Origin of the sequence: Micromonospora sp. NPDC049836 (assembly GCF_044465125.1) — a bacterium.
GTDB lineage: Bacteria > Actinomycetota > Actinomycetes > Mycobacteriales > Micromonosporaceae > Micromonospora.
The window spans coordinates 185904-208848 of record NZ_JBITLH010000011.1 but is presented as its reverse complement, the minus strand read 5'-3'; the positions used below and the strand labels follow the sequence as shown (position 1 = coordinate 208848).

Here is a 22945-nt window from a genome sequence, read left to right as displayed (position 1 = left end):
AGGGCGGGCTTACGGTGAGCGGATGACGCAGGACGAGTCGGTACGGATCCGGGCGGCGGGCGGGGTCGTCTGGCGCCCCGGCGCGGCCGGCGTCGACATCTGCCTCGTGCACCGACCCCGGTACGGCGACTGGTCGCTGCCGAAGGGCAAGCTGGACCCGGGCGAGCATCCGCTGCGGGCCGCCGTCCGCGAGGTCGCCGAGGAGGCCGACGTACGGGCGGTGCCGCAACTGCGCCTGCCCACGGTCCACTACCGCAGCGAGGGGCGGGCCAAGTCGGTCGACTACTGGTCGATGCGGGCCGCGGCCGAGGGCGGCTTCCAGCCGGACACCGAGGTGGACGAGGTCCGCTGGCTGCCCGTCGACGACGCGGTACGCCTGGTCAGCTACCCGCACGACACCGAGGTGATCGCCGCGTTCGCGGCGCTGCCGGCGGTGACCGGCACCGTCCTGCTGGTCCGGCACGCGCACGCCGGCCGGCGCGCCACCTGGACCGGCCCGGATCACGGCCGGCCGCTGGACGCCGAGGGCTGGGCGCAGGCACAGGCGCTGGCCGGCCTGGTGGCCCTGGTCCGCCCGGTACGCCTGCTCTCCGCCTCGGCGCGCCGCTGCGTGCAGACCCTCGACCCGGCCGCCGCCCTGCTGGACCTGCCGATCGAGGTGAGCGGCGACCTGGACGAGCCGGGGCCGGGCCAGTCACCGGACGAGTGTGCGCTGGCCGGGGCGGCCCGGCTCACCGCGTTGGCCGTCGCCGGCGAACCGGTAGCGGTGTGCAGTCAGGGCAAGGTGATCCCGGGCATGCTGGAGCGGCTGACCGGCCGGGCCGGCGACTTCACCACCCCGAAGGGCGGCGGCTGGCTGCTCGCCTTCGCCGGCGACCGCCTCGCCGGCGCCGACCGGCTGTGAGGGCGGGGCCCCGCCTGCCGCATGTGGTGCAGCAGGGGCCCTGCTTGACAGCCGACCCCGGCGGCGGCCATCGCCAGCGGGCACGGCAGGACACGGCGGGCGTCAGGGCAGGGTGAGGGTCACCGCGACGGGCAGGTGGTCGCTCGCCGTGGTGCGCGGCGCCGCCACGTCGGCGGCTTGCAGGCCGGGTGAGACGAAGACGTGGTCGATCTGCGCGCGCGGGTCGTCGGCCGGGCTGGTCGGCAGCGGCCGGGCGGCGGCCAGCGCGTCCACCAGGCCGGCCGCGGCGAACGCGGCGAAGGCCGGCTCGCCCGGCTCGGTGTTCAGGTCGCCGGCCAGCACCAGCGGACGACCGGCCGCGTAGCCGGTGGCGAAGGCGGCCACCTCGCGGGCCTGGGCCACCGGTCCCTGCCCGGGCGGCGGTTGCAGGTGGGTGGCGACCACGGCCAGGTCCCGGCCGCCCAGGTCGAGGGTGACGCCCAGGGCCTGCGCCCCGGTTGGCGCGCCGTGCGCGGGCAGCGGGTGACTCCGGCCGGACCGCACCGGGAAGCGGCTCAGCACCGCGTCGCCCCAGACCGGGTCGGCGGCGGGCGCGAAGACGTATGGCATCCGCAGCCGGCCGGCCAGCAGGGCGAGCGTGTCGTGGCCGCCGTTGAGCAGCCAGCCCCGGTCCACCTCGCTCAGCAGCACCACGTCCGGGCGGTTGTCCCGGACCACCCGGGCCACCTCGTCGAGGTCGAGCCGTCCGTCCAGTCCGAACCCCATCCGGATGTTGTACGCGACGACCCGTACCGCCGGCGGTGGGGCCGCGGGCGGCTGCGGGGCCGGGGGCGGCCGGTGGATCCCGCCCCCGACGGCGGTCAGCAGCATCGCCACGATGGCCGTACCCACCGGCGCCGGGGGGCGCGGCGGGCGGGCGACGCCCGGTGGTGCGGCCACGGCCACGGCGGCGATCACGAGCGCCGCCAGCACCGGTACCCAGCCGTTCGGGTACCCGAGGTCGTAGGCGGCGTAGTAGGCCACCGCCCCGACCGCGAAGCCCAGCATCCCGCCGGCCACGGCGAACCCGCGCCGCCCGCCACCGTCCCGGCCGCCCGGGTCCGGCTCGACCGACTCGCCGGAACCCGGGCCCTCCCCCGACCCGGTCGTCGGGGCAGCACCGGCGACGGAGCCGGCGGGCGTGGCGTGTTCCGGGACCGTCGCGCGGACGAGGGCCGGGCCGGTGCGGCGACGCAGCAACGGGTTCGCGCGGTCGGCGGCGGTGTCGACGAGGGCGAGGCAGCCGCCGAGGCCGCCCGCGGTGAGCAGGACCGCCGCCGCCAGCCAGCCGGCCCGGTCGGCGGCGAAGAGTCCCGCGCCGGCCAGCAGCGCCGCCGGCCAGAGCAGCCGGGCCACCGGTCGGGGCGGGCGGACCAGCAGCGCCACCAGGAACAGCCCGATCGCCAGCTCGGGCAGCGGCGCGAGGCGGGCCGGGGGCAGCCCGAGCCCGGCCAGCTCCGCCGCGCCGTGCCGGTACGAGACCGCCGCGTCCCAGACCGCCGGCGCGAACGCCAACTGGCCGCCCAGCAACAGCACCGGGCCGAGCAGCGGCCAGGCCAGCCGGCCGGCTGTCCCGCCCGGCCAGGCCCCGGTTTCGCCACCACCGGTCGACCGGAGGGCGCCCTGCGCGGCGAGGAAGGCGCCGACCAGCACCACGCTCACCGTCCACCCGAGCAGGCCACCGCGCCAGACCAGGTCCTCGGTGCCGAGCAGGGCGTGCCCGACCGCCGCCCCGGCCAGGCCGAACGCCAGGCCCGGCACCGGCCGGACGGCCGTCGCGGCGGTGGCGGCGAGCCAGACCAGGCCCGCGAGCAGGCCGGCGCAGGCCAGCCAGAGCTGGATCCGGCCGCCGGGCGCGGCGGTCAGGGCGAGCCGGGTGGCGGCCAGCACCCCGGCCGCGACCAGGCCCACCGGTCCCGCGCCGAGCCGGCGGACCAGGACCGGCGCGGCGAGGGCGAGCACGAACCAGCCGAGGGCGAACGCGCCGAGGAGTTCGGCCGGGGTCTCGGCCGCCCGGCCGAAGATGGTGATGATCGACGGTAGCCATACCCGCAGCACGTCCAGCAGGACGGCGACGCCCAGGGCCAGCGCGGCGGTGGGAAGGTGACGGTGGCGCACGGCGCCCTCCGCTCGGGACCGACGGGGGATTTCGGCACGAGGATTGTGGCGGTCACCCGGCACACCGGTCAACGGCCGGCGTAGCCGAAAAAGGGCGGCCGGCACGGCGGGCGTAGCCGGGAAAGGGCAGCCGGCGCGACGTCGACGGGCGGGCGTACCCACGAAAGGGCGCCCGCCGCGAACGGCGGGCGCCCTCAGGCCGGTGCGGTCAGCGCCGGGTGGCGGCCTTCTTGGCCGGCGCCTTCTTCGCGGGCGCCTTCTTCGCGGCGGTGGTCTTCTTCGCCGTGGTGCTCTTGGCGGCCGCGGTCTTCTTCGCCGGGGCGGCCTTCTTGGTCGCGGTGGTCTTCTTCGCCGTGGTGCTCTTGGCGGCCGCGGTCTTCTTGGCCGGGGCGGCCTTCTTGGTCGCGGTCGCCTTGGTCGCCGCGGTCTTCTTGGCGGCGCCGGCCGCGGTGGTCTTCTTCGCGGCGGTCGCCTTGGCCCCGGTCGCCTTCGCGCCGGTGGTCTTGGCCGCGGCCGTGGTGGTCTTCTTGGCGGCGGCCGTGGCCTTCGGCACCTTCCCGCTGGCCACCATCTCCTTGAAGCCCGCGCCCGGGCGGAACGTCGGGACGGAGGTCTTCTTGACCTTCACCGCCTCGCCGGTCCGTGGGTTGCGCGCTGTTCGAGCGCCCCGGACGCGCTTTTCGAACGCTCCGAAACCGGTGATCGCCACCTTGTCGCCCTTGGTGACCGCCGCCTGGACCTCGGCGAGGACCGCGTCGAGCGCGGCCGTCGCCGTCTTCCGGTCCCCCAGGCGAACGGCGAGCGCCTCGATGAGCTCGGCCTTGTTCACGACTTCCTCCCGAATGTGCAACTGACTCGACGCGAGCCATTCTGCGCGCACGGTATGCCCTGTGCTGCCTGGACACAAACATTCGGTGGAAAAAAGCCCTTGTGTCGTAACGGATTCGCCCCCACCGGCCCGGCCGGTGGGGGCGAAAAGCCATCTGCGGTCAGGCTACCGACGGCAGGAACGGCGGTCGGGACGCCTCGAAGGCACTGATCTGGGCCTCGTGCCGGAGGGTGAGTCCAATGTCATCCAAGCCCTCCATCAACCGCCAGCGGCTGTGGTCGTCCAGCGGGAAGGCCCAGGTGCCGTCCCCGGCGTGGACCTCCCGGGCGGTGAGGTCGACCGTGATCGGAGTGGTCGGCTCGGATTCCACCAGATCCCAGAGTTCCTCCACGGCTTTCAATTCCAGCTCGACCGGAAGCAGACCTTCCTTGAGCGCGTTGCCGCGGAAGATGTCGCCGAAGCGCGGGGCGATCACGGCGCGGAAGCCCCAGTCCCGCAACGCCCAGACGGCATGCTCCCGAGAGGAGCCGGTACCGAACTCGGGGCCGGCGATGAGAATCGACGAACCCGAATAGGCGGGATCGTTGAGGACGAATGACGGGTCCTCCCGCCACGCGTTGAACAGCCCGTCGGCGAAACCGGTCCGGGTCACCCGCTTGAGGTACACGGCGGGGATGATCTGGTCGGTATCCACGTTGGACCGGCGCAGCGGCACGGCGGTGCCGGTGTGGGTGGTGAACTTGTCCATCTCTCGGCAGCCCTTCTACAGGTCGGCGGGGGCGGCCAGCCGGCCGACCACGGCGGTGGCGGCGGCGACCGGCGGGGACACCAGGTGGGTACGCCCGCCCCGGCCCTGGCGGCCCTCGAAGTTGCGGTTGGAGGTCGAGGCCGAGCGCTCGCCCGGCTTCAGGGTGTCCGGGTTCATCCCCAGACACATGGAGCAGCCGGCGAAGCGCCACTCGGCGCCGGCGTCGGCGAAGACCTTGTCCAGCCCTTCGGCCTCGGCCGCCTCGCGCACCGCGGCGGAGCCGGGCACCACCAGCATGCGTACGCCGTCGGCGACCGTGTGCCCGCGCAGCACGTCGGCCGCGGCGCGCAGGTCCTCCAGCCGGCCGTTGGTGCAGGAGCCGACGAAGACCACGTCCACGGCGACGTCGCGCAGCGGGGTGCCGGGCGCGAGGTCCATGTACTCCAGGGCACGGCGGGCGGCGAGCCGCTCCGGCTCGGTGAGGAACTCCTCCGGGTCCGGCACGGCCGCACCCAGCGGCGCGCCCTGGCCGGGGTTGGTGCCCCAGGTCACGAACGGGGTGATCCGCCCCGCGTCCAGGGTCACCTCGGTGTCGAAGCTGGCCCCGTCGTCGGTGGGCAGCGTCCGCCAGTACTCCAGCGCCGCGTCCCAGTCGGCGCCCTGCGGGGCGTTCGGCCGCCCCTTCAGGTACGCGAAGGTGGTCTCGTCCGGCGCGATCATGCCGGCCTTGGCGCCCCACTCGATGGACATGTTGGCGATGGTCATCCGCCCCTCCATGGAGAGGTTCCGGATCGCCTCGCCCCGGTACTCCACGATGTGGCCGCGCCCACCGCCGGTGCCGACCTGCGCGATCAGCGCGAGGACCAGGTCCTTGGCGGTGACGCCGGGGCCGAGCTGGCCGGTGACGTTGACCGCCATGGTCTTCGGGCGGGCCTGCGGCAGGGTCTGGGTGGCCAGCACGTGCTCCACCTCGCTGGTGCCGATGCCGAAGGCGAGCGCGCCGAAGGCGCCGTGGGTGGCGGTGTGCGAGTCGCCACAGACGATCGTCATGCCGGGCTGGGTGAGGCCCAGCTGCGGGCCGATGACGTGCACGATGCCCTGGTTCTCGTCGCCCAGCGGGTGCAGCCGTACGCCGAACTCGGCGCAGTTGCGGCGCAGCGTCTCGATCTGGGTACGCGAGGTCGGGTCCGCGATGGTGAGCAGGTCACCACGGCGGGAGCGGAACGCCGGGTCGTCGTACCCGGTCGGGGTGTTGTGGTCCTCGGTCGCGACCGTCAGGTCGGTCCGGCGGACCCGGCGGCCGGCCAGGCGCAGCCCGTCGAAGGCCTGCGGGCTGGTCACCTCGTGGAGCAGGTGCAGGTCGATGAAGAGCAGGTCCGGCTCGCCGTCGGCGGAGCGGACCACGTGCGCGTCCCAGACCTTCTCGGCCAGGGTCCTCGGTTGAGTGACTCCCACCATCTGGACATCCTAAATTCTGGGAGGTAAATTTCGGCTTGTGGGACACAGTATGAGCGGTGTCGGCGTTCTCGACAAGGCGGTGGTCATCCTGGCCGCCTGTGTCGACGGCGCCAGCCTGGCCGAACTCGTTGAACGCACCAAGCTGCCCCGGGCAACGGCGCACCGGCTGGCACAGGCACTGGAGATCCACCGAATGCTGGTACGCGACACCCAGGGACGCTGGCGGCCGGGCCCCCGGCTCGGCGAACTGGCCAATGCCGCCCCGGACGTGCTGCTGACGGCGGCCGAGCCGCTGCTCGCCGCGCTGCGCGACGCCACCGGGGAGAGCGCCCAGCTCTACCTGCGCCGCGCGGACGAGCGGATCTGCGTGGCCGCCGCCGAGCGGGCCAGCGGCCTGCGGGACACCGTCCCGGTCGGCTCGGTGCTGCCCATGACGGCCGGCTCCGCGGCGCAGATCCTGCTCGCCTGGGAGCCACCGGAGGCGGTCATGCCGCTGCTGCCGCGCTCGAAGTTCACCGGGCGCACCCTGGCCGAGGTACGCCGCCGCGGCTGGGCGCAGAGCGTCGCCGAGCGGGAGGCGGGTGTGGCCAGCGTCTCGGCCCCGATCCGCGACCGCACCGGCCGGGTCATCGCCGCGATCAGCATCTCCGGCCCGATCGAACGCCTCGGCCGCCGCCCCGGCGAACGCCACGCCATGGCCGTCGTCCGCGCCGGCCAACGCCTCTCCGGCCTCTGACCCCCTGCCCTGCCGCGAGGCTGCGAGGCTGCGAGGCTGCGAGGCTGCGAGGCTGCGAGGCTGCGAGGCTGCGAGGCTGCGAGGCTGCGAGGCTGCGAGATCTTGGTACGAAACGGCCCCCAGGAGGGCCGTTTCGTACCAAGATCTTCGCTCGCCCAGCCGCCTCCTCCCCCTCGCCCTCGTGATCGAGGAGTTGGGGGCGGGGCAGCGTGCGTGCCGCGAAGTCCTTGATCACCGGGGCAGCGGCCACCCCGGGGCGAGGGGAGTTCGGGTGGGAACCGGGGTGGGGATGACGGGGTGGGGGATGCGGAACGGCCCGCCTCGCGGGGCGAGGCGGGCCGTTCGTGGATGTAGCCCCGACCGGATTCGAACCGGCGCTACCGCCTTGAGAGGGCGGCGTCCTGGGCCGCTAGACGACGGGGCCAGGCACTTTTTCTGCTTCACCACCCTGCCGGGCGGTGCCGCAGTAGTCTAGCGGCATCGCGTCCGGCACCGTCGAGGGGGTCACCCTCTGCGCGTGGACCGGACAGCAGAAAGCCCGCCCCGGACAACGGGACGGGCTGCCAGCACTGTAGCCCCGACCGGATTCGAACCGGCGCTACCGCCTTGAGAGGGCGGCGTCCTGGGCCGCTAGACGACGGGGCCAGAACCTTCATTGCACTCCGTCAGCGTGAGCTGACGAGTCCAGCGGCCCGGGCTCTTGCGAACCCGCGGCTGCGCTGGGGTACCAGGACTCGAACCTAGACTAACTGAACCAGAATCAGTCGGGCTGCCAATTACCCCATACCCCATTGGCCCCTTGCGGCGCCGGGAATGAACTTTACCCTCCCGCTGCCGACAGGCCAAATCCAACCCCTCACACCGCAGGTGACCTGCGGAAACGAGGCGTCGGACGCGTCAGGCGACCGGCACCACCGGGTTGGTGAGCTCGCCGATCCCCTCGATCCGCACGGAGACGGTATCCCCGTCGGTGAGCGGGCTAACCCCCGCCGGCGTACCGGTCAGCACCACGTCCCCGGGGAGCAACGTCATCACGTGCGAGATGTACGACACCAGCCCCGGGACGTCGAACACCATGTCCTTGGTCCGGCCGAGCTGGCGTACCTCCATCTCCTCCGGGTTGCGACCCACCTCACAGCGGATCTCCAGGTCGGAGACGTCCAGCCCGGTGGTGATCCACGGGCCGATCGGGCAGAACGAGTCGAACCCCTTGGCCCGCGTCCACTGCCCGTCGGAGCGCTGCAGATCCCGCGCGGTGACGTCGTTGGCACAGGTGTAGCCGAAGATGGCCCGCTCGGCGGCGGCCCGGTCCGCGCGCCGCGCGCCCGGCGCGCCGATCACCACGGCCAGCTCGGCCTCGTGCTCGACCTGCTTGGAGAAGATCGGCAGGCGGATCGCGTCCCGGGGGCCGATCACCGAGGTGGACGGCTTGAGGAAGAGCAGCGGCTCCTTCGGCACCTCGCTGCCGTGCTCGGCGGCGTGCTCGGCGTAGTTGCGGCCGACGCAGACCACCTTGCTGGGCAGGATCGGTGAGAGCAGTCGCACATCGGAGAGCGCCCAGCGGGCGCCGGAGAACTGGATCTGGCCGAACGGGTGTCCCTCGATCTCGGCGATGGTCAGGCCCTGCGGCCCGGCCTCCGGCTCGCCCTCGACGACCCCGAACGACATTCCCTTGGCATGAGCAAAACGAGCGATACGCACCCGGCCAATCTATCCCCGCGCGACGCCCGGCCACGCCGGGCGCGGCAGGCCGGGCCGGGCCGGCCCCGGACGGCGGGTACGGCGGCGACCGGTCCCGGGGCGGCGCGCCAGGATACGCGTACCGGCACCGGCCGGGGCGGGAATGGCGGCTTCGTACCCGCCCGGCGGGCCGGGGCCCATAGCTTCGGGTCCGGAGGTTCGTTCGTATGCCTGCATCGAGACGACACCACAGGGCCCTGGCCGTGATCGTGAACTGCCTCGGCGTCCTCGCCGCCCTACCGACGCTCGCCCCGGCGACGCCCGGCGCGGCGGCCGCCCCCGCCCGACCGGCGATGTCACCGGCGAAACCGGCGACCCCACCCGCCCGGCCGGCGACGGCACCGGCCACCCCGGCCGCGTCCCCGACGGGACCCGCTGCACCGGCCACCCCGGCCGCGTCGCCGACGGGACCCGCCGCACCGGCGGCGACACCGGGCGCGGCGGCGGCCGGGCCGGTCGCGTCCGCGCAACCGGTGGCCGCGCCCGGGCAACCGGCGGCGGCACCCGCGCCGGCGGAACGGGCCACGCCGATCCCGACCGGGATGCCGGCGGCGCCGCCCGCGGTGGCACCGACCAAACCGGCGCCGATCCAGCTGTCGAAACCGCCGGTCACCGTGGCGGTGACCCCCGCCGGCACGGCGACGCCGAGATACCAGATCCAGGTACGCAACGCCGGCAACACGATGGTCGAGACCACGGTCCGGCAGGAGGTGCCGGCCGGCGCGACGACCACCGGCGTGACCGGCGGCGGCCGGACCACCGGCACCATCGGCTCGGCCGGCGCCAGCGAGGTGACCTGGCGGCTGCGGCTGCCTGCGCAGAGCACCACCACGCTGAACACCGCGTTCAGCGGGACCCCGGCAGGCGGGTCGGTGACCGCGCCCACCTGCGTCTACGGCTCCGACGGCACCCGCCCGTACGACTGCACGACGGCGACCTGGACCGGCCCCGCCGCGGCGGTCCCGGCGGCGCAGGTGACCGCCGCGCCGGCCTGGCGACGTCCCCCGGTGCTGCTGGCCGCGCTGGCCGTGCTCCTGGTGGTCACCGGCGGCGTGCTCTGGTGGGGGTGGCAGCGGCGCCGGCGGCGCTCCGGGCTGCGGCCGGGCGGGCCGGCGCCGGCCAACGCCGGGGTCCCGCCCGTCGTGGGCGGCGCCGCCGGACCGGCGGAACGCGGCACGCTGCATCCCCGCCCCGCCACGCCCAGGGTCGGAGCACGGCGGCGTACCCCGCCGATCTGGCTGGTGGTGGGCGTCGCGGCGGCGGTGCTGGCCGGCGTGGTCGGGGCGGCCGCGTGGACGGCCACCCAGCGGGTCGCCGCGATCGACACCACCAAGCAGCCGACCAGCGGCGCGTGGCTGGGCAGCAGCGTCACCGGCCCGGTCGGGATGCCGCTGCGGGAGACCGCGTTCGAGTTCACCGTCTACCGGGTGGCCTGCGGGGTCGGGGAGCTGCCGTCGACCCAGCACGGGCGGCAGTGCCTGGCCACGGTCGGGGTGCGCAACCTCACCCCGGGCGAGCAGACCTGGCACGGGCAGCTCCAGCGGGCGTACCTGCCGGGCGGCAGCTGGGTGGCCGCCGACGAGGACGCCACCCGGGTGGCCAACCTCGGCCGGGACGTGTTCGCGCAGCCGGTCGCCGCGGGCAGCCGGGTGCTCCTGCCGCTGGTCTTCACGCTCCAGGGCGACCAGCCGCCGAAACAGCTGGAGCTGCGCAGCGGGGTGTTCTCCGCCGGCGTCCGGGTGGACGTGGCCTGACCGGGGGCGGGGCGGCGGTCGTACCCTGGGGGCCGTGACCGCCGCCCTCGCCCCCGCCGCCGCGCTCGACGCGGCCGACTGGCAGGCCCGGCGTCGCGCCCACGAGGAGCGGGTCGACGCCTGGCTGGCGCCGCACCTGGCCCGCCGCCGCAGCGGGGTGAAGCACCCGGTGGAGGACTTCCTCTTCACCTACTACTCGCACCGCCCGGCGCAGCTGCGCCGCTGGCACCCGGGCGCGGGGGTGGTGCTGCGGGACGCGGACCCGGCGGAGTTCGGACCGGACTACCGCGCCGGCGCCGCCGGGCTCACCCTCGACACCGAGCGGGTACGCGCCCGGCGCGCCGAGTCGATCTCCTGGATCCGGACGCTGCTCGCGGCGACCGCCGGCCGCCCCGCCCACCTGGGCTGCTTCGGCATGCACGAGTGGGCGATGGTCTACCGGCAGACCCAGGACGAGGTACGCCACAACGCCTGGCCGCTGCGGCTCAGCCCGGCGGCGACCGCCGCGGTGGTCGAGGAGCGGGGTGTGCGGTGCAGCCACTTCGACGCGTTCCGGTTCTTCACCGCGCCGGCCCGGCCGCTGAACGTGCTCACCCCGACCCGGGACAGCCAGCACGCGCTGGAGCAGCCGGGCTGCCTGCACGCCAACATGGACCTCTACAAGTGGGCCTACAAGCTCTCGCCCCTGGTCTGCTCGGAACTGGTCGCCGACTGCTTCGCGTTGGCGCGGGAGATCCGCACGCTGGACATGCGCGCCTCCCCGTACGACCTGGCCGAGCTGGGCTACCCGCCGGTGCGGGTGGAGACCATGGCCGGCCGGCAGGAGTACGCGCAGGCCCAGCGGTCCTTCGCCGAACGGGCCGCCCCGCTACGGCAGCGCCTGCTGGCCGAGTGCGACCGGCTCCTCGCCGCCGCACCCGACTGACCGCCGCCACGCCCAGGCCGCCACGCGCCGAGCCGACACGCCCTGGCCGCCGCCGTGCCGTCGGGTCCGGGCGGGCGCGTCCGGGCTGACGCCCCGGGCCCGCGCGGCGCGCGTGGAGGCCCGATTGCGCCAGAGTGTGGCTTCCGAGCGTCTGGATACCACACCTTTCCGCAAACCGTGCGCCGGCCGCGCCGCCAGCGGCGGCGCGGCCGGCCCTGGGTGGGGCCCGGGTGGGGCTTGGGTGGGGCCCGGGTGGGGCCCGGGCGGGGCTTGGGTCGGCGTCAGCCGGCGGTGCAGGTCAACGGCACCATGATCGGGCTGCCGTCGGCCAGGAATCCCCAGCTGGTCTGCGCGGCCGGGTCCAGGGTGCCGTTCCAGCCGGCGTTGCGGGCGGTCACCGTGGTGCCGGTCTGGGTCAGCTCGGCGCCCCACGCCTGGATGATCCGCTGACCGGCGGGAAGCGTGAAGCGCACCGTCCAGCCGGCGATCGGGGCGCTGCCAGGGTTGGCCACGGTGACCTCGCCCTGGAAGCCGCCCGGCCACTGCCCGGCGGTCCGGTAGGTGGCCGCGCAGCCGCCCGTCGGCGTCGGTGTCGGCCCACCGGACGGGCTCGTCGTCGGCGTCGGCGTCGGCCCACCGGTCGGGCTCGTCGTCGGGGTGGGTGTCGGGCCGCCGGACGGGCTCGTCGTCGGCGTGGGGCCACCGGTCGGGCTCGTCGTCGGCGTCGGGGTGCTTCGGCCCAGCGCGGCGGTGAGCGCCGGGTACCAGCGGTCGGACATCTTCTGGTCGCCGGCGGCGTTCGGGTGCACCCCGTCGTAGGTGTCGGTGGCGGTGTTGAAGCCGGTCCACTGGTCGACCACCACGACCGGGGAGGCCGCCGTCGTCTTGCCGGCGGCCCAGCCGTCGATGGCGGCGTTCAGGGCGACCACCCGCTGGCCGCACTCCGCGCAGGTCGGCGGGTTCATCGGGATGATCTTCGCGACCAGCACGGCCATGGCCGGGTTGCTGGCCCGCATCTGGTCCACCAGCCTCGAGTACGCGGCCAGGATGGTGGTCGGCGCGATGTTGCTCCACACGTCGTTGGTGCCGAAGTGCATGAGCACCACGTCGGGGCGGGTCGCGTTGAGCCAACCGGGCAGCAGGTTCTGGTTGGCGACGTTGGTCACCAGGTAGCCGCCGTGTCCCTCGTTGTCCCCGTCGTACGGCACCGAACAGCCCTGCGGGCCGAGCGTGCCGACGAAGTCGACGTCGGGGTAGCCGGTGGTCTGCAGGCGGTTCCAGAGGAGCGCCCGCCAGCAGCCCGGCGACCCGGTGATGGAGTCACCGAGCGGCATGACGCGGACCGGGGTCGCGGCCGCCGCGGCCGGCGGCGCCGTCGAGACGAGGGCCAGCCCGAGGGCGAGCGCGGGAAGGAGGGCGGCGAGCGCGACGAGCGCGGCGCGCAGCGGGGTACGGGGCATGGGAACGGGTCTCCTGTCACGTGACGAGGTGGTCGGTGACGGCCCTGATGCTCCCGTGGGTATTGAAGCGGTTCGACGCCCGCCGCTCAACCCGGTCCCGTCTGCCGGACTCAGCCCTCGGGGCGGCCCCGGTGCCGCGCCCACTCCGGGGCGAGGATCGACATCACCGTGGCGTCCACCCAACCGTCGTCGTCCCGGAGCACCTGCCGCAGCGTGCCCTCGGCCACGAAACCGATCTTCTCGTACACCCGGCGGGCGCGCGGGTTGAACGCGAACACCTCCAGTGAGATGCGGTGCAGGTCGAGCCGCTCGAAGCCGTACCCGACGATCAGCCGGGCCGCCTCGGTGCCGAGCCCTCGGCCCCGGCCGGCCGCCCCGATCAGGGTGCGGAAGTTCGCGGCGCGGTTGCCCGGATCCCACTCGTTGAGCACCACCTCACCGACGCAGGCACCGCTCTCCCGGTCCACCACGGCCAGGTCGAGCCGGTCGGCCTGCGCGCCGCGGCTGCCGTACCAGTCGCGGAGCCGGTCCAGGTCGAACTCGCGCTGCGGGCTGCCGGTCAGCCGGATCACCTCCGGGTCGGCGAGGATGGCCTGGAAGGTGGCGGCGTCGTCGGCGGTCAGCGGGCGCAGCAGCACCCGCTCGCCGGTCAGGACGGGCTTGCTGGCGAAGTCGGTCGGCACCGGCGGATTCTCGGCGGCAGCCGCCGACCACGGCAAACCGTTTCCGGCCCGACGTCGACCACCGGCGACGGCCCCGGACGGCGGCCACCGGCGGCGGCCACAGGCGGCCGCAGGCACGGCCCACGGGCGGCGGCGGTGGGCGCTCGGCGGGTCAGTCGCCGTCCACCCGGCGGTCGCGTTTGCGCTGGGACTGGCGTTTCTTCTCGGCCAACCGGCGTTCCTTCGCGCCCCGGGACGGCCGGGTGGGGCGGCGGGGCTTCGGCGGCGGGGCGACCGCCTCACGCAGCAGGGCGGCCAGCCGCTCCCGGGCGGCCTCCCGGTTGGCCAACTGCGCGCGGTGCTCGCTGGCGGCCACGGTGAGCACGCCGTCGACCAGCCGGCCGGCGAGCCGGTCCAGGGCACGGGTGCGCAGCGGCTCGGGCACGCTGGGCGAACCGGCCAGGTCGAAGCTCAGCTCCACCCGGGAGTCGGTGGTGTTGACCCCCTGCCCGCCCGGCCCGGAGGACCGGGAGAAGCGCTCCCGCAGCTCGTTGTCGGGGATCACGAGCCGGTCCGTCACCCGCAGTCCGCCGTCCACGCCCCCGAGGCTAACGCCCCGAGCGGTGCACCGGGGAGCGGGTCACGGTCGGGGTGGGGGTGGGCCCGGGACCGGCCCGTTCGTGATCGTTTCCGGCGGCCGCGTACGCCGCCGCACCGACCAGCAGCAACGCGATCACACCGATCTTGGTGATCGCCGCGCGGGTCGCCACCCAGGCGGTGCGCCGCGCGCCGGGCACGCTGGTCCGGATGGTCCGGTAGTCCTTCCAGCCCCGCTTCGCGGGGGCGTACGCCGCGCCGACACCGGCGCCGATGACCAGGCCCACCACGAGGAGGGCCGCGATGACAGCTTGCTCCACCCACGCCAGTATCCATACTCAGCGTAATATTTCCATGGCCCGATGCTCCCGCGCCGGATATCCGACACTTCCCGCCGGCCGCGTCCACCCAGGTCAGGGCCGCGACGGGCGGTCAGCCGCCCCGTCCGATGATGGTGTCCGCGGTGTGCTGGACCTGGTCGATCGGGATGGCGAAGCCGATGCCGATCGAGCCGTTGCCGTCGATGGTGGCGATGGCGGTGTTCACCCCGACCACCTCGCCCCGGGCGTTGACCAGCGGCCCGCCGGAGTTGCCGGGGTTGATGGACGCGTCGGTCTGCACCGCGGTGTGCCGGCCGTTGCCGATGCGTACCTGGCGGTTGAGCGCGCTGACGATACCGGCGGTGACCGTGCCGGCCAGGCCGAGCGGCGAGCCGACCGCCAGCACCGGTTCGCCCACCCGGGTCGAGTTCGGTTTGGCCAGCGGCAGCGGCGACAGCCCGGCCGACGCGGGCACCTTGAGCACCGCCAGGTCGCTGGCCGGCTCCCGCCCCACCACCTCGGCGGTGAACCGGTGCCCGTCCGAGGTCTCCACGGTCACCGGTCCGGAGCCGCCGCGGGCCAGGATGTGGTCGTTGGTGACGATGTGCTGCTCCCGGTCGATGGCGAAGCCCGACCCGCTGGCCGAGGAGCCGGAGGCCCCGCCGACCATCACCGAGACCACCCCCGGCACGGTCTTCTCGGCGGCGGTGACCAGCTCCGCCGGGACCGGCGCCGCCGAGGCCGCCGCCGGTCCGGGCACGTCCCGGTCGGCCGCCCAGGTGCCGGCCGCCGCCCCGGAGACCGTGGAGAGGGCCACCACGGCCATCGCGCTGAGCAACCGGCCGCGCCAGCCCGGCCGTCCCCCGCCCCGCTCCGAGCCGGGTACGTCCCACCGTCCGCGCCCGTCCGGGTCCAGCTCCGGCGAGACGAACCACGGTCCGCGCGGCTCGCCGAGTCCGGTCTGCACTGCCATACCTGGCTCCTCACGTGTCCAGCGTGCTGCGTCGCAGGTGGTGCCGATCAGGGCAGGCGGGAGAACCACCGCAGCGATCCGGCGGCCGCGCCCATGGCGAGCACCAGGCCCAGGCCGATGAAGCGGGCGGAGATGTCCTGCCGTTCCTTGCGGTAGCCGACCGACGTGCCGATGTCCTCGTAGACGGCACGCAGCTCGGCGCTGGTGGAGGCCTCGTGGAAGCCGCCGCCGGTCTCCTCGGCGACCGCCCGCAGGGTCTGCCCGTCGACCGGCACCTGGATCGCCCGGCCGCCCCGGTCGACGAACCCGGACGGGGTACCGAAGGAGATGGTGTGCACCGGCACCTTGGCCGCCACGGCCTGCTCGGCCGCCTCCATCGGATCCATCCCGGAGGTGTTCGCCCCGTCGGAGAGGATGATGATGCGGGCCGGCGGCGGGTTCTTCGCGGCCGAGGCGTCCAGGCTCTTCACCGCGCCGAGCGAGGTGCTGATCGCTTCCCCGATGGCGGTGCCCTGGACGCCGGTGGCCCCCTCCGCCAGCCGTTCGATTCCCTCGTGCAGGGCGTCCCGGTCGGTGCCCGGCGGCACCAGCACCGCCGCGCTGCCGGCGAAGGCGACCAGGCCGACGTTGAACTCGTCGGGCAGGCCGTCGACGAATCGGCGGGCGGCCTGCTTGGCGGCGGTCAGCCGGTCCGGGTCGACGTCGCCGGCGAGCATCGAGGTGGAGACGTCCACCGCCACCATCACGGTGGCCCGCTCGCGGGGCACCCGTACCTCGGCGCTGGGCCGGGCGAAGCCCACCACCAGCAGCGCCAGCATGGCCAGGAAGAGACCCGCCGGTACGTGTCGCCGCCAGGCCGGCCGCTGCGGCGCCACCCGGTCCAGCAGCCGCAGGTTGGTGAACCGGACCGCGTACCGGCTCTGCCGGCGCTGCATCGCCAGGTAGCCGGCGACGAGGGCGGCGACGCCGAGCAGGAGCCAGAGCCGCCCCGGTGACTGCCAGGTCATCCGCGACCTCCGCGGGACGCGGCCGGCGCGGTGGCCAGCCGACGCTGGGTGTGCACGTGCCGCACGATGTCGGCGCTCCAGTCCCGGTCGGTGCGCAGCGCCAGGTGGGTCGCCCCGGACCGGCGCAGCGCCTGGCGCAGCTGGTCCCGCTGGGCGGTGGCGGCCTGCGCGTACCGCTCCCGGAGGGTGGGGTCGCCGGTCCAGACCTCGCGGCGCCGGCCGGTCTCCGGGTCGACCAGGGTGACCAGGCCGACGTCGGGCAGGTCCAGCTCGCGCGGGTCGGTCACCTCGACGGCGAGCACCTGGTGCCGGACGGCGAGCCGGCGCAGCGCGGCCTCCCAGGGCGGGGCGGCGTCCGGGTCGTCCGGCAGCCCGTCCAGGAAGTCGGAGACGACGACCACCAGCCCGCGCCGGGTCGCCATCCGCTGCACGCCGGCCAGGCCGTCGACCAGCGTAGGCGGGACGGCCCGTGCCCCCGGCCGGTCCACGTCGTAGCCGCCGTGCCGGGGCGCGGCCAGCAGGGCCCGGAGCAGGCCGAGCAGGTGGGTACGCCCGTGGCGGGCCGGGAACCGGCGGATGCCGTCCGGGGCGAGCACCTGGGCGCCGAGACGGTTGCCGACCCCGGCGGTGAGGAAGCCGACCGCCGCCACGGCGGCCACCGCGAGTTCCCGCTTGTCCAGGGCGGCCGTGCCGTACTCCATGCTCGGGCTGGCGTCGACCAGCAGCCAGGTGGTCAGCTCCCGGTCCGCGTCGACCTCGCGGACGTGCGGCACGGTGGTCCGGGCGGTGACCGCCCAGTCCATCCGACGCACCTCGTCCTCGCCGGGCCGGTACTCGCGGCTGCCGGACACCTCGCTGCCGGGGCCGGGCAGCAGACCCCGGTGCTGGCCGTGCAGCAGCCCGTCCAGCCGGCGGGAGACGGTCAGCTCCAGCCGGCGCAGCCGCTGGTCGGGCGCCAGGTCGGCCAGGCCCGGCTCGGGCAGGGTCGCGACGGTCCGGCGCCTCATGCCGCCGCCAGGTCGGCCGCCACCTCGGCCTGCCCGGAAACCACCCGGGGCGGTGGCACCGCCTCGACCAGCCGGCGTACCACCGACTCGGCGGAGACACCGTCGGCCACCGCGTCGAAGGAGAGCACCAGCCGGTGGGCGAGGACGTCGACGGCCAGTTCCCGGACGTCCTCGGGCAGGACGTACTCCCGGCCCCGGATCAGGGCCTGGGCACGGGCCGCGGCGACCAGGCCGAGGGTGGCCCGGGGGCTCGCCCCGTACGCCAGCAGCGGGGCGACCTCCGCCAACCCGAACCGGCCCGGGTCGCGGGTGGCCAGGATGAGCCGGACGACGTACTCGGCGAGGGCGTGGTGGACGAAGATGTCGGCGGCCCGGCGCTGGAGCGCACGCAGCCGGACCGGGTCGAGGACCTGCCGGGGGGTGGGTCGGCTGGTGCTCATCCGGTAGAGGATGGCGAGTTCGTCGGCGTCGCTCGGGTAGTCGACGACGACCTTCATGAGGAACCGGTCGCGCTGCGCCTCGGGCAGTTGGTAGACGCCCTCGGACTCGATCGGGTTCTGGGTGGCCAGCACCAGGAACGGCTCCGGGACCGGCCAGCTCCGCCCGCCGATCGAGACCTGCCGCTCGGCCATCGCCTCCAGCAGCGCCGACTGCACCTTGGCCGGGGCGCGGTTGATCTCGTCGGCGAGCACCAGGTTCGCCATGATGGGACCCAGCTCGACGTCGAAGCTCTCCGTGGAGGCCCGGTAGATGCGGGTGCCGACGATGTCCGACGGGACCAGGTCGGGGGTGAACTGGATCCGGGAGAAGGTGCCGCCGACCACGGTGGCCAAAGTCTGCGCGGCCAGGGTCTTGGCCACTCCGGGTACGCCCTCCAGCAGGCAGTGCCCGTCGGCCACCAGGGCGGTGAGCAGCCGTTCGACGAGCCGATCCTGCCCGACGATCACGCGTTTGACCTCGAGGAGAGTCTGTTCCAGCTCGACGCCGCTAGCGTCGGCCTCGACCGGGCTGGGCACGCTGGCCAGGGTGTCCGAGATGTCCGTCACGGTGCTTGCTTCCCGGGCCGGAGGTCGGACAAACGTCGGATTTTCCGCCCGTGACCGTCCCTTCCCGGCCCGGATCGGGATGACTCCCCCGGCCGGGTCACAACGGCGCGGGCGGCGCCGGGCGGAGCAGTCGGGAACAGACCGGCCGGAAACGGCACCGGCCCCCGCCGTCGGCGGGGGCCGGCACCTCGGCGCGGGTCAGTTGTGGATGGCCAGGTGGAACGACCGGTCCGCGGCGTTCCCGGACGAGCTGCGGGTCTGCACGAAGACCGCGTTCGGGGTCAGGTAGCGGGGCGCGACCGCGACCTCGCCCGACGGCGGGACGTTCGCCGCGTCGTTGGTCCCGATGGTGGCCGTGAACGCCTTCGAGTGCACGTCGTAGTCGAGGACGACCTCGTACTGCCCGGCGCCGCAGCAGGTGAAGCGCTGGGCCGAGACCACGTTCACGGAGTGCTGGAGCAGCACGCCGTTGGCGCTGACGACCGCCCACGCGGTGGTGCCGGTGGGCGGCGGCGCCAGGGCGGCGTTCAGCGCCGCCTGCGCGCGGCGGGCGGCGGCCGCGGTCACCGGCGGCTGGCTCCCAGAGCCGGGCTGGCGGGCACCGGGCTGGACGGAGCCGGTCGGGGCCTTGGCGCTGGGCTGGGCCGCGACGGCGATGCCGCCGCCGGCCAGGGTGAGGGTCAGGACGGCGAGGGCCACCACCGTCGCCTTGGGTCTGAAGAATGTCGCCATGACAGGTCTCCCTATTCGTGACCGTGGTGATCCGACCCGACCCGAGACCGGGCCGGGCGGCTGTGGCGAGCGCCGGGCGCAGCCTTGGGCAGACCATCGGAGATCTGCTTCACGCGCACCGTTATCGTCGGCCGAACCGACCTTCTGCACCCGGCTTGAACTGGGGATACTACGGAGAGTCGCGACGTCTCAACCAGATGGAAACTAGCACCGGAAAATGCGTACGGTCAATAGTTCACATTTAGCGTGTCGACCATTGAACGCCACTCTTCGGAATTGTGAAAAGCGAGTGGAACGCCATTCATGAAATGGTCGGGCCGGGCGGCGGGGCGCTCGGCGGCACCGCCGGCCGGTACGGTGACGCGGTGACCGCCCTGACCAGCGCCGGACGGACCACCACCCGGGCGCGCCGGGCCACGACGGTGGGCTGCTGGCTCGCCGTGCTGCCCGCGGCGGCCTGGGCGGTGCTCCGCCTCGCCGGCCTGGAGCGCGGGCCGTTGGTGCAGGCGGTCGCCTTCACCCCGTACGTCGCCGCCGGCGCCCTGCTGCCGCTGGCGCTGGCGCTCGCCCTGCGCCGGATCGCCCCGGCGGTGGTCGCGGCGCTGGCCGCGCTGGCCCTGGTCGGCGCGGTGGCGCCCCGGGCGGTCGGCGCGGCGCAGCCGGCCGTCGACGGGCCGACCCTGCGGCTGCTCACCGCCAACCTGCTGGTCGGCGGCGCGGACCCGGCGGTGCTGGTCGGCCTGGTCCGGGACCAGCGGGTCGACGTGCTGGCCGTGCAGGAGTTCACCCCCGGCATCGCCGCCGAGCTGGACCGGCTGGGGCTGGCCACGCTGCTGCCGTACCGGGTCCTCAACCCGGAGGTCGGCACCACCGGCTCCGGCCTGTACGCCCGCTACCCGCTGGGCGAGGGCGGGTTCCGGCGCAACGAGGGCTTCGGCTTCACCCAGGCCCACGGGACGCTGGCGGTGCCGGGCGCGCCACCGCTGCGGGTGGAGTCGGCGCACCCGGCCGCGCCGTACGCCGTCGAGGTGGTGCCGGACTGGTGGACCGACCTGCGCGCCCAGCCGACCGCCACGCCCCGCGGACGGCTCAGCGTGCTGGCCGGGGACTTCAACGCGACCCTCGACCACGCACCGCTGCGCGACCTCATCGCCACCGGGTACGTGGACGCCGCCGACCAGGTGGGCGCCGGGCTCGCCGGCACCTGGGGCCCGTACGACGGCGACCCGATCCCGCCGGTCACCATCGACCACGTGCTGGCCGACCGGCGCATCGCGGTCCGCTCGGTGGACACGCACCGACTGCCCGGCAGCGACCACCGGGCCGTCCTGGCCGAGCTGCGGCTGCCCGCCGCCGGCTGAGCCGGCCCGGGAACCGGGTCCGGTCTCAGACCCGGGCCCGGTCCAGTCCGTAGCTGAGCGCGTCCACAAGGGCGTGCCAGCTCGCCTCGACCACGTTGGGGTGCACCCCCACGGTGGTCCAGTCCCGGCCGGCGCCGGCGGTCTCCACCAGCACCCGGGTGACCGCGCCGGTGCCGTGGCTGCCCTCCAGGATGCGTACCTTGTAGTCAGCCAGCTCGAACTCGCGCAGCTCCGGGTAGTGCCGGGCGAGCGCCACCCGCAGCGCCTCGTCCAGCGCGTTGACCGGGCCGTTGCCCTCGGCGGTGGCGATCACCCGCTCGCCGCGTACCCGGATCTTCACGGTGGCCTCGGAGACCACCGCGCCGTCCTCGCGGTGCTCGACCAGCACCCGGTACGACTCCAGGGCGAACGGGCGCGGCACGGCCCGGTCCGGCAGCTCGGCGCGGACCAGCAGCTCGAAGGAGGCGTCGGCGGCCTCGAACGACCAGCCGCCGGCCTCCAGCTCCTTGACCCGCTTGGTGACCGTGGCGAGCGCCTCCGGATGGCCGGCCAGATCCACACCCAGCTCGCGGCTCTTGAGCTCGATGCTGGCCCGGCCGGCCATCTCGGTCACCAGGATCCGCATGTCGTTGCCCACCACCGCCGGGTCGACGTGGTTGTAGAGCAACGGGTCGACCTTGATCGCGCTCGCGTGCAGCCCCGCCTTGTGGGCGAAGGCGGCGGCCCCGACGTACGCCTGGTGGGTGTCGGGGGCGATGTTGGCGATCTCGGCGATGGCGTGCGAGACCCGCACCATCTGTTCCAGGCAGCCCTCCGGTAGGACGGGCATGCCGAGCTTGAGCTGGAGGTTGGCCACGATCGCGAAGAGGTCCGCGTTGCCGGGGCGCTCGCCGTACCCGTTGGCGGTGCCCTGGACGTGCCGGACGCCGGCCTCGACCGCGGCGATCGTGTTGGCCACCGCGCAGGCGGTGTCGTTCTGGGCGTGCATGCCGAGCCGGGCCGGGTCGATCCCGGTCCGCGCGGTGAGCCCGGCGATCGCGGCGGTGACCTGCGACGGGAGCATCCCGCCGTTGGTGTCGCACAGGACGAACCGCTCGGCACCGGCGGCGAGCGCGGTCTCCGCCACGGCGGCGGTGTACGCCGGGTCGTGCCGGTAGCCGTCGTAGAAGTGCTCCCCGTCGACGAAGACCCGCCGCCCCTGCGCCACCAGGTACGCGACCGTGTCGCGGATCATGGCCAGGTTCTCCTCGGCGGTGGTGCGCAGCGCCCGCTCGACGTGGCGCAGGTCCGCCTTGGCGACCAGCGCCACGGCCGGGGTCTCCGCGTCGAGCAGCCCGCGCACCTGCGGGTCGGCGTCGACCGCGAGGCCGGCCTTGCGGGTGGCCCCGAAGGCGACCAGGACGGCGTGCTTCAGGTCCAGCTCGGTCCGGGCCCGCCGGAAGAACTCGGTGTCCTTCGGTACGGCGCCCGGCCAGCCCCCCTCGATGAAGCCGACCCCGAGGTCGTCGAGCAGGCGGGCCACCGCGAGCTTGTCGACGACCGAGTAGCTGAGCCCTTCGCGCTGCGCACCGTCGCGCAACGTCGTGTCGTACACCTGGAAGGTCATGGGAGTCCTCGTCTCGAACCTGCGGGAGCAACAAAAAGACCCCCCGCGGATGCGGGAGGTCTGCGCGCTCGGCGGAAGGGATGCCGGCGCGCTAGCTGCCAATGATCAGGACGGAGCTGGTCACGACGGCCACTCTGCCACTCCGCTCCCGGTTTTGGGAGGGAAAACCCACATCCCGGGACGGTGACTCTGGGTGGTGACATCCCGCGCGCCGGCGAGATCCGCCGCGCCGGCCGGCCCCGGTGATCGACTTCACAAGTCATCTGGCCGCCGAGCGGCGGAAACCCGGCTGCGGAAGTATCTGGAACTGATCAAGTTACCGGCCCTCGCGCCGCTGACAAACCGCTGTCTAGGAGGACCCGTGCTCACCGTCGGTGACCGCTTCCCCGAGTACGAACTCACCGCCTGCGTGTCGCTCGACGCCGACCAGGCGTTCGAGACGATCAACCACAAGTCCTACGAGGGCAAGTGGCGGGTGGTCTTCTTCTGGCCGAAGGACTTCACCTTCATCTGCCCGACCGAGATCGCCGAGTTCGGCCGCCTGAACGGTGAGTTCGCCGACCGGGACGCCCAGGTGCTCGGCGTCTCCGTGGACAACGAGTTCGTCCACTACGCCTGGCGCAAGGACCACCCGGACCTGCGGGAACTGCCCTTCCCGATGCTCAGCGACATCAAGCGCGAGCTGACCGGGGCGTGCGGCGTGCTCGGCGAGGACGGCGTCGCCCAGCGGGCCACCTTCATCGTGGACCCGAACAACGAGATCCAGTTCGCCATGGTGACCGCCGGCTCGGTCGGCCGGAACGTCTCCGAGGTGCTGCGGGTGCTCGACGCCCTGCAGACCGACGAGCTCTGCCCGTGCAACTGGAACAAGGGCGGCGCCACCCTGGACGCCAACGCGCTGCTCGCCGGGACCGGGGCCTGAG

At 74.5% G+C, this 22945-nt stretch carries 21 protein-coding genes and 3 tRNA genes; 6 read left to right on the top strand and 18 right to left on the bottom strand.

The genetic code is table 11. The annotated features are described in order from the left end of the window. The first annotated feature begins 22 nt into the window (after positions 1-22). The gene (locus ACIBPB_RS26555; RefSeq protein ID WP_396842162.1) at positions 23-904 is read left to right on the top strand and encodes an NUDIX domain-containing protein; all 882 of its coding nucleotides are present in this window, start codon (positions 23-25) and stop codon (positions 902-904) included. A gap of 102 nt (positions 905-1006) precedes the next feature. Here ACIBPB_RS26555 and ACIBPB_RS26550 read toward each other — a convergent pair whose 3' ends face one another. The 4 genes from ACIBPB_RS26550 to leuC form a co-directional block, all read right to left on the bottom strand. Then, positions 1007-3061: an endonuclease/exonuclease/phosphatase family protein gene (locus tag ACIBPB_RS26550; protein WP_396842161.1), complete on the bottom strand. Its 2055-nt coding sequence runs from the start codon at positions 3059-3061 to the stop codon at positions 1007-1009. Between the two features lie 208 nt (positions 3062-3269). Next, positions 3270-3890 carry an HU family DNA-binding protein gene (locus ACIBPB_RS26545; protein WP_396842160.1) on the bottom strand — a complete coding sequence of 207 codons (621 nt, stop codon included), beginning with the start codon at positions 3888-3890 and terminating at the stop codon, positions 3270-3272. Between the two features lie 160 nt (positions 3891-4050). After that, entirely contained in the window at positions 4051-4638 is a 588-nt protein-coding gene (gene leuD / locus ACIBPB_RS26540) for a 3-isopropylmalate dehydratase small subunit (RefSeq protein ID WP_357317731.1), read from the bottom strand. A gap of 15 nt (positions 4639-4653) precedes the next feature. Next, the gene (gene leuC, locus ACIBPB_RS26535; protein ID WP_396842159.1) at positions 4654-6096 is read right to left on the bottom strand and encodes a 3-isopropylmalate dehydratase large subunit; all 1443 of its coding nucleotides are present in this window, start codon (positions 6094-6096) and stop codon (positions 4654-4656) included. Between the two features lie 49 nt (positions 6097-6145). On the opposite strand from leuC, the gene ACIBPB_RS26530 reads away from it, so the two are divergent. Then, on the top strand, positions 6146-6832 hold the full coding sequence (locus ACIBPB_RS26530) for an IclR family transcriptional regulator (RefSeq protein ID WP_013284529.1): 687 nt from the start codon (positions 6146-6148) through the stop codon (positions 6830-6832). A gap of 351 nt (positions 6833-7183) precedes the next feature. On the opposite strand, the gene ACIBPB_RS26525 is transcribed toward ACIBPB_RS26530, so the two are convergent. From ACIBPB_RS26525 to ACIBPB_RS26510, 4 genes are all read right to left on the bottom strand, one after another. Further along, positions 7184-7256 (bottom strand) — tRNA-Glu (locus tag ACIBPB_RS26525). A gap of 148 nt (positions 7257-7404) precedes the next feature. Beyond that, a tRNA-Glu gene (locus ACIBPB_RS26520) sits at positions 7405-7477 on the bottom strand. Between the two features lie 74 nt (positions 7478-7551). Next, a tRNA-Gln gene (locus ACIBPB_RS26515) sits at positions 7552-7623 on the bottom strand. Positions 7624-7729: 106 nt separating this feature from the next. Continuing rightward, positions 7730-8533 carry a fumarylacetoacetate hydrolase family protein gene (locus ACIBPB_RS26510; protein ID WP_082159289.1) on the bottom strand — a complete coding sequence of 268 codons (804 nt, stop codon included), beginning with the start codon at positions 8531-8533 and terminating at the stop codon, positions 7730-7732. Between the two features lie 206 nt (positions 8534-8739). Between ACIBPB_RS26510 and ACIBPB_RS26505 the strand changes: the two genes are divergently transcribed. Together ACIBPB_RS26505 and ACIBPB_RS26500 are read left to right on the top strand one after the other, a co-directional pair. Next, a complete protein-coding gene (locus ACIBPB_RS26505) occupies positions 8740-10326 on the top strand; it encodes a hypothetical protein (protein ID WP_396842158.1) in 1587 nt (528 codons plus the stop codon). 34 nt (positions 10327-10360) lie between these two features. Then, positions 10361-11251, top strand: coding sequence for a 3-methyladenine DNA glycosylase (locus ACIBPB_RS26500; RefSeq protein ID WP_396842157.1), 891 nt, complete (start codon positions 10361-10363; stop codon positions 11249-11251). Between the two features lie 281 nt (positions 11252-11532). Here the strand turns inward: ACIBPB_RS26500 and ACIBPB_RS26495 are convergent, their stop codons facing one another. The 9 genes from ACIBPB_RS26495 to ACIBPB_RS26455 form a co-directional block, all read right to left on the bottom strand. After that, positions 11533-12711 carry a cellulose binding domain-containing protein gene (locus tag ACIBPB_RS26495; protein ID WP_396842156.1) on the bottom strand — a complete coding sequence of 393 codons (1179 nt, stop codon included), beginning with the start codon at positions 12709-12711 and terminating at the stop codon, positions 11533-11535. 110 nt (positions 12712-12821) lie between these two features. Continuing rightward, complete coding sequence (locus ACIBPB_RS26490) at positions 12822-13394, bottom strand: GNAT family N-acetyltransferase (RefSeq protein ID WP_396842155.1); 573 nt, start codon at positions 13392-13394, stop codon at positions 12822-12824. 151 nt (positions 13395-13545) lie between these two features. After that, the gene (gene arfB / locus ACIBPB_RS26485; protein WP_396842154.1) at positions 13546-13971 is read right to left on the bottom strand and encodes an alternative ribosome rescue aminoacyl-tRNA hydrolase ArfB; all 426 of its coding nucleotides are present in this window, start codon (positions 13969-13971) and stop codon (positions 13546-13548) included. 10 nt (positions 13972-13981) lie between these two features. Next, positions 13982-14290, bottom strand: a complete 309-nt coding sequence (locus ACIBPB_RS26480; RefSeq protein WP_396842153.1) for a hypothetical protein — start codon at positions 14288-14290, stop codon at positions 13982-13984. Between the two features lie 112 nt (positions 14291-14402). Beyond that, complete coding sequence (locus tag ACIBPB_RS26475) at positions 14403-15263, bottom strand: S1C family serine protease (protein WP_396842152.1); 861 nt, start codon at positions 15261-15263, stop codon at positions 14403-14405. A 47-nt stretch (positions 15264-15310) separates the two neighbouring features. Continuing rightward, positions 15311-16270 carry a VWA domain-containing protein gene (locus ACIBPB_RS26470; RefSeq protein ID WP_396842151.1) on the bottom strand — a complete coding sequence of 320 codons (960 nt, stop codon included), beginning with the start codon at positions 16268-16270 and terminating at the stop codon, positions 15311-15313. Then, positions 16267-17277 (bottom strand): DUF58 domain-containing protein, encoded by a 1011-nt coding sequence (locus tag ACIBPB_RS26465; RefSeq protein WP_396842150.1) that lies wholly within the window; start codon positions 17275-17277, stop codon positions 16267-16269. Before ACIBPB_RS26465 ends, ACIBPB_RS26470 begins: the two co-directional genes overlap by 4 nt. Then, complete coding sequence (locus ACIBPB_RS26460) at positions 17274-18323, bottom strand: AAA family ATPase (RefSeq protein WP_396842149.1); 1050 nt, start codon at positions 18321-18323, stop codon at positions 17274-17276. Before ACIBPB_RS26460 ends, ACIBPB_RS26465 begins: the two co-directional genes overlap by 4 nt. Before the next feature lie 198 nt (positions 18324-18521). Next, positions 18522-19055 (bottom strand): hypothetical protein, encoded by a 534-nt coding sequence (locus ACIBPB_RS26455; protein WP_396842148.1) that lies wholly within the window; start codon positions 19053-19055, stop codon positions 18522-18524. Positions 19056-19477: 422 nt separating this feature from the next. Here ACIBPB_RS26455 and ACIBPB_RS26450 point away from each other — a divergent pair, with 422 nt between their 5' ends. Then, a complete protein-coding gene (locus ACIBPB_RS26450) occupies positions 19478-20416 on the top strand; it encodes an endonuclease/exonuclease/phosphatase family protein (RefSeq protein ID WP_396842175.1) in 939 nt (312 codons plus the stop codon). 25 nt (positions 20417-20441) lie between these two features. On the opposite strand, the gene cimA is transcribed toward ACIBPB_RS26450, so the two are convergent. Then, the gene (gene cimA, locus ACIBPB_RS26445; RefSeq protein ID WP_396842147.1) at positions 20442-22022 is read right to left on the bottom strand and encodes a citramalate synthase; all 1581 of its coding nucleotides are present in this window, start codon (positions 22020-22022) and stop codon (positions 20442-20444) included. Positions 22023-22383: 361 nt separating this feature from the next. On the opposite strand from cimA, the gene ACIBPB_RS26440 reads away from it, so the two are divergent. Next, a complete protein-coding gene (locus tag ACIBPB_RS26440) occupies positions 22384-22944 on the top strand; it encodes a peroxiredoxin (RefSeq protein WP_357317650.1) in 561 nt (186 codons plus the stop codon). The last annotated feature ends 1 nt before the right edge of the window (position 22945 follow it).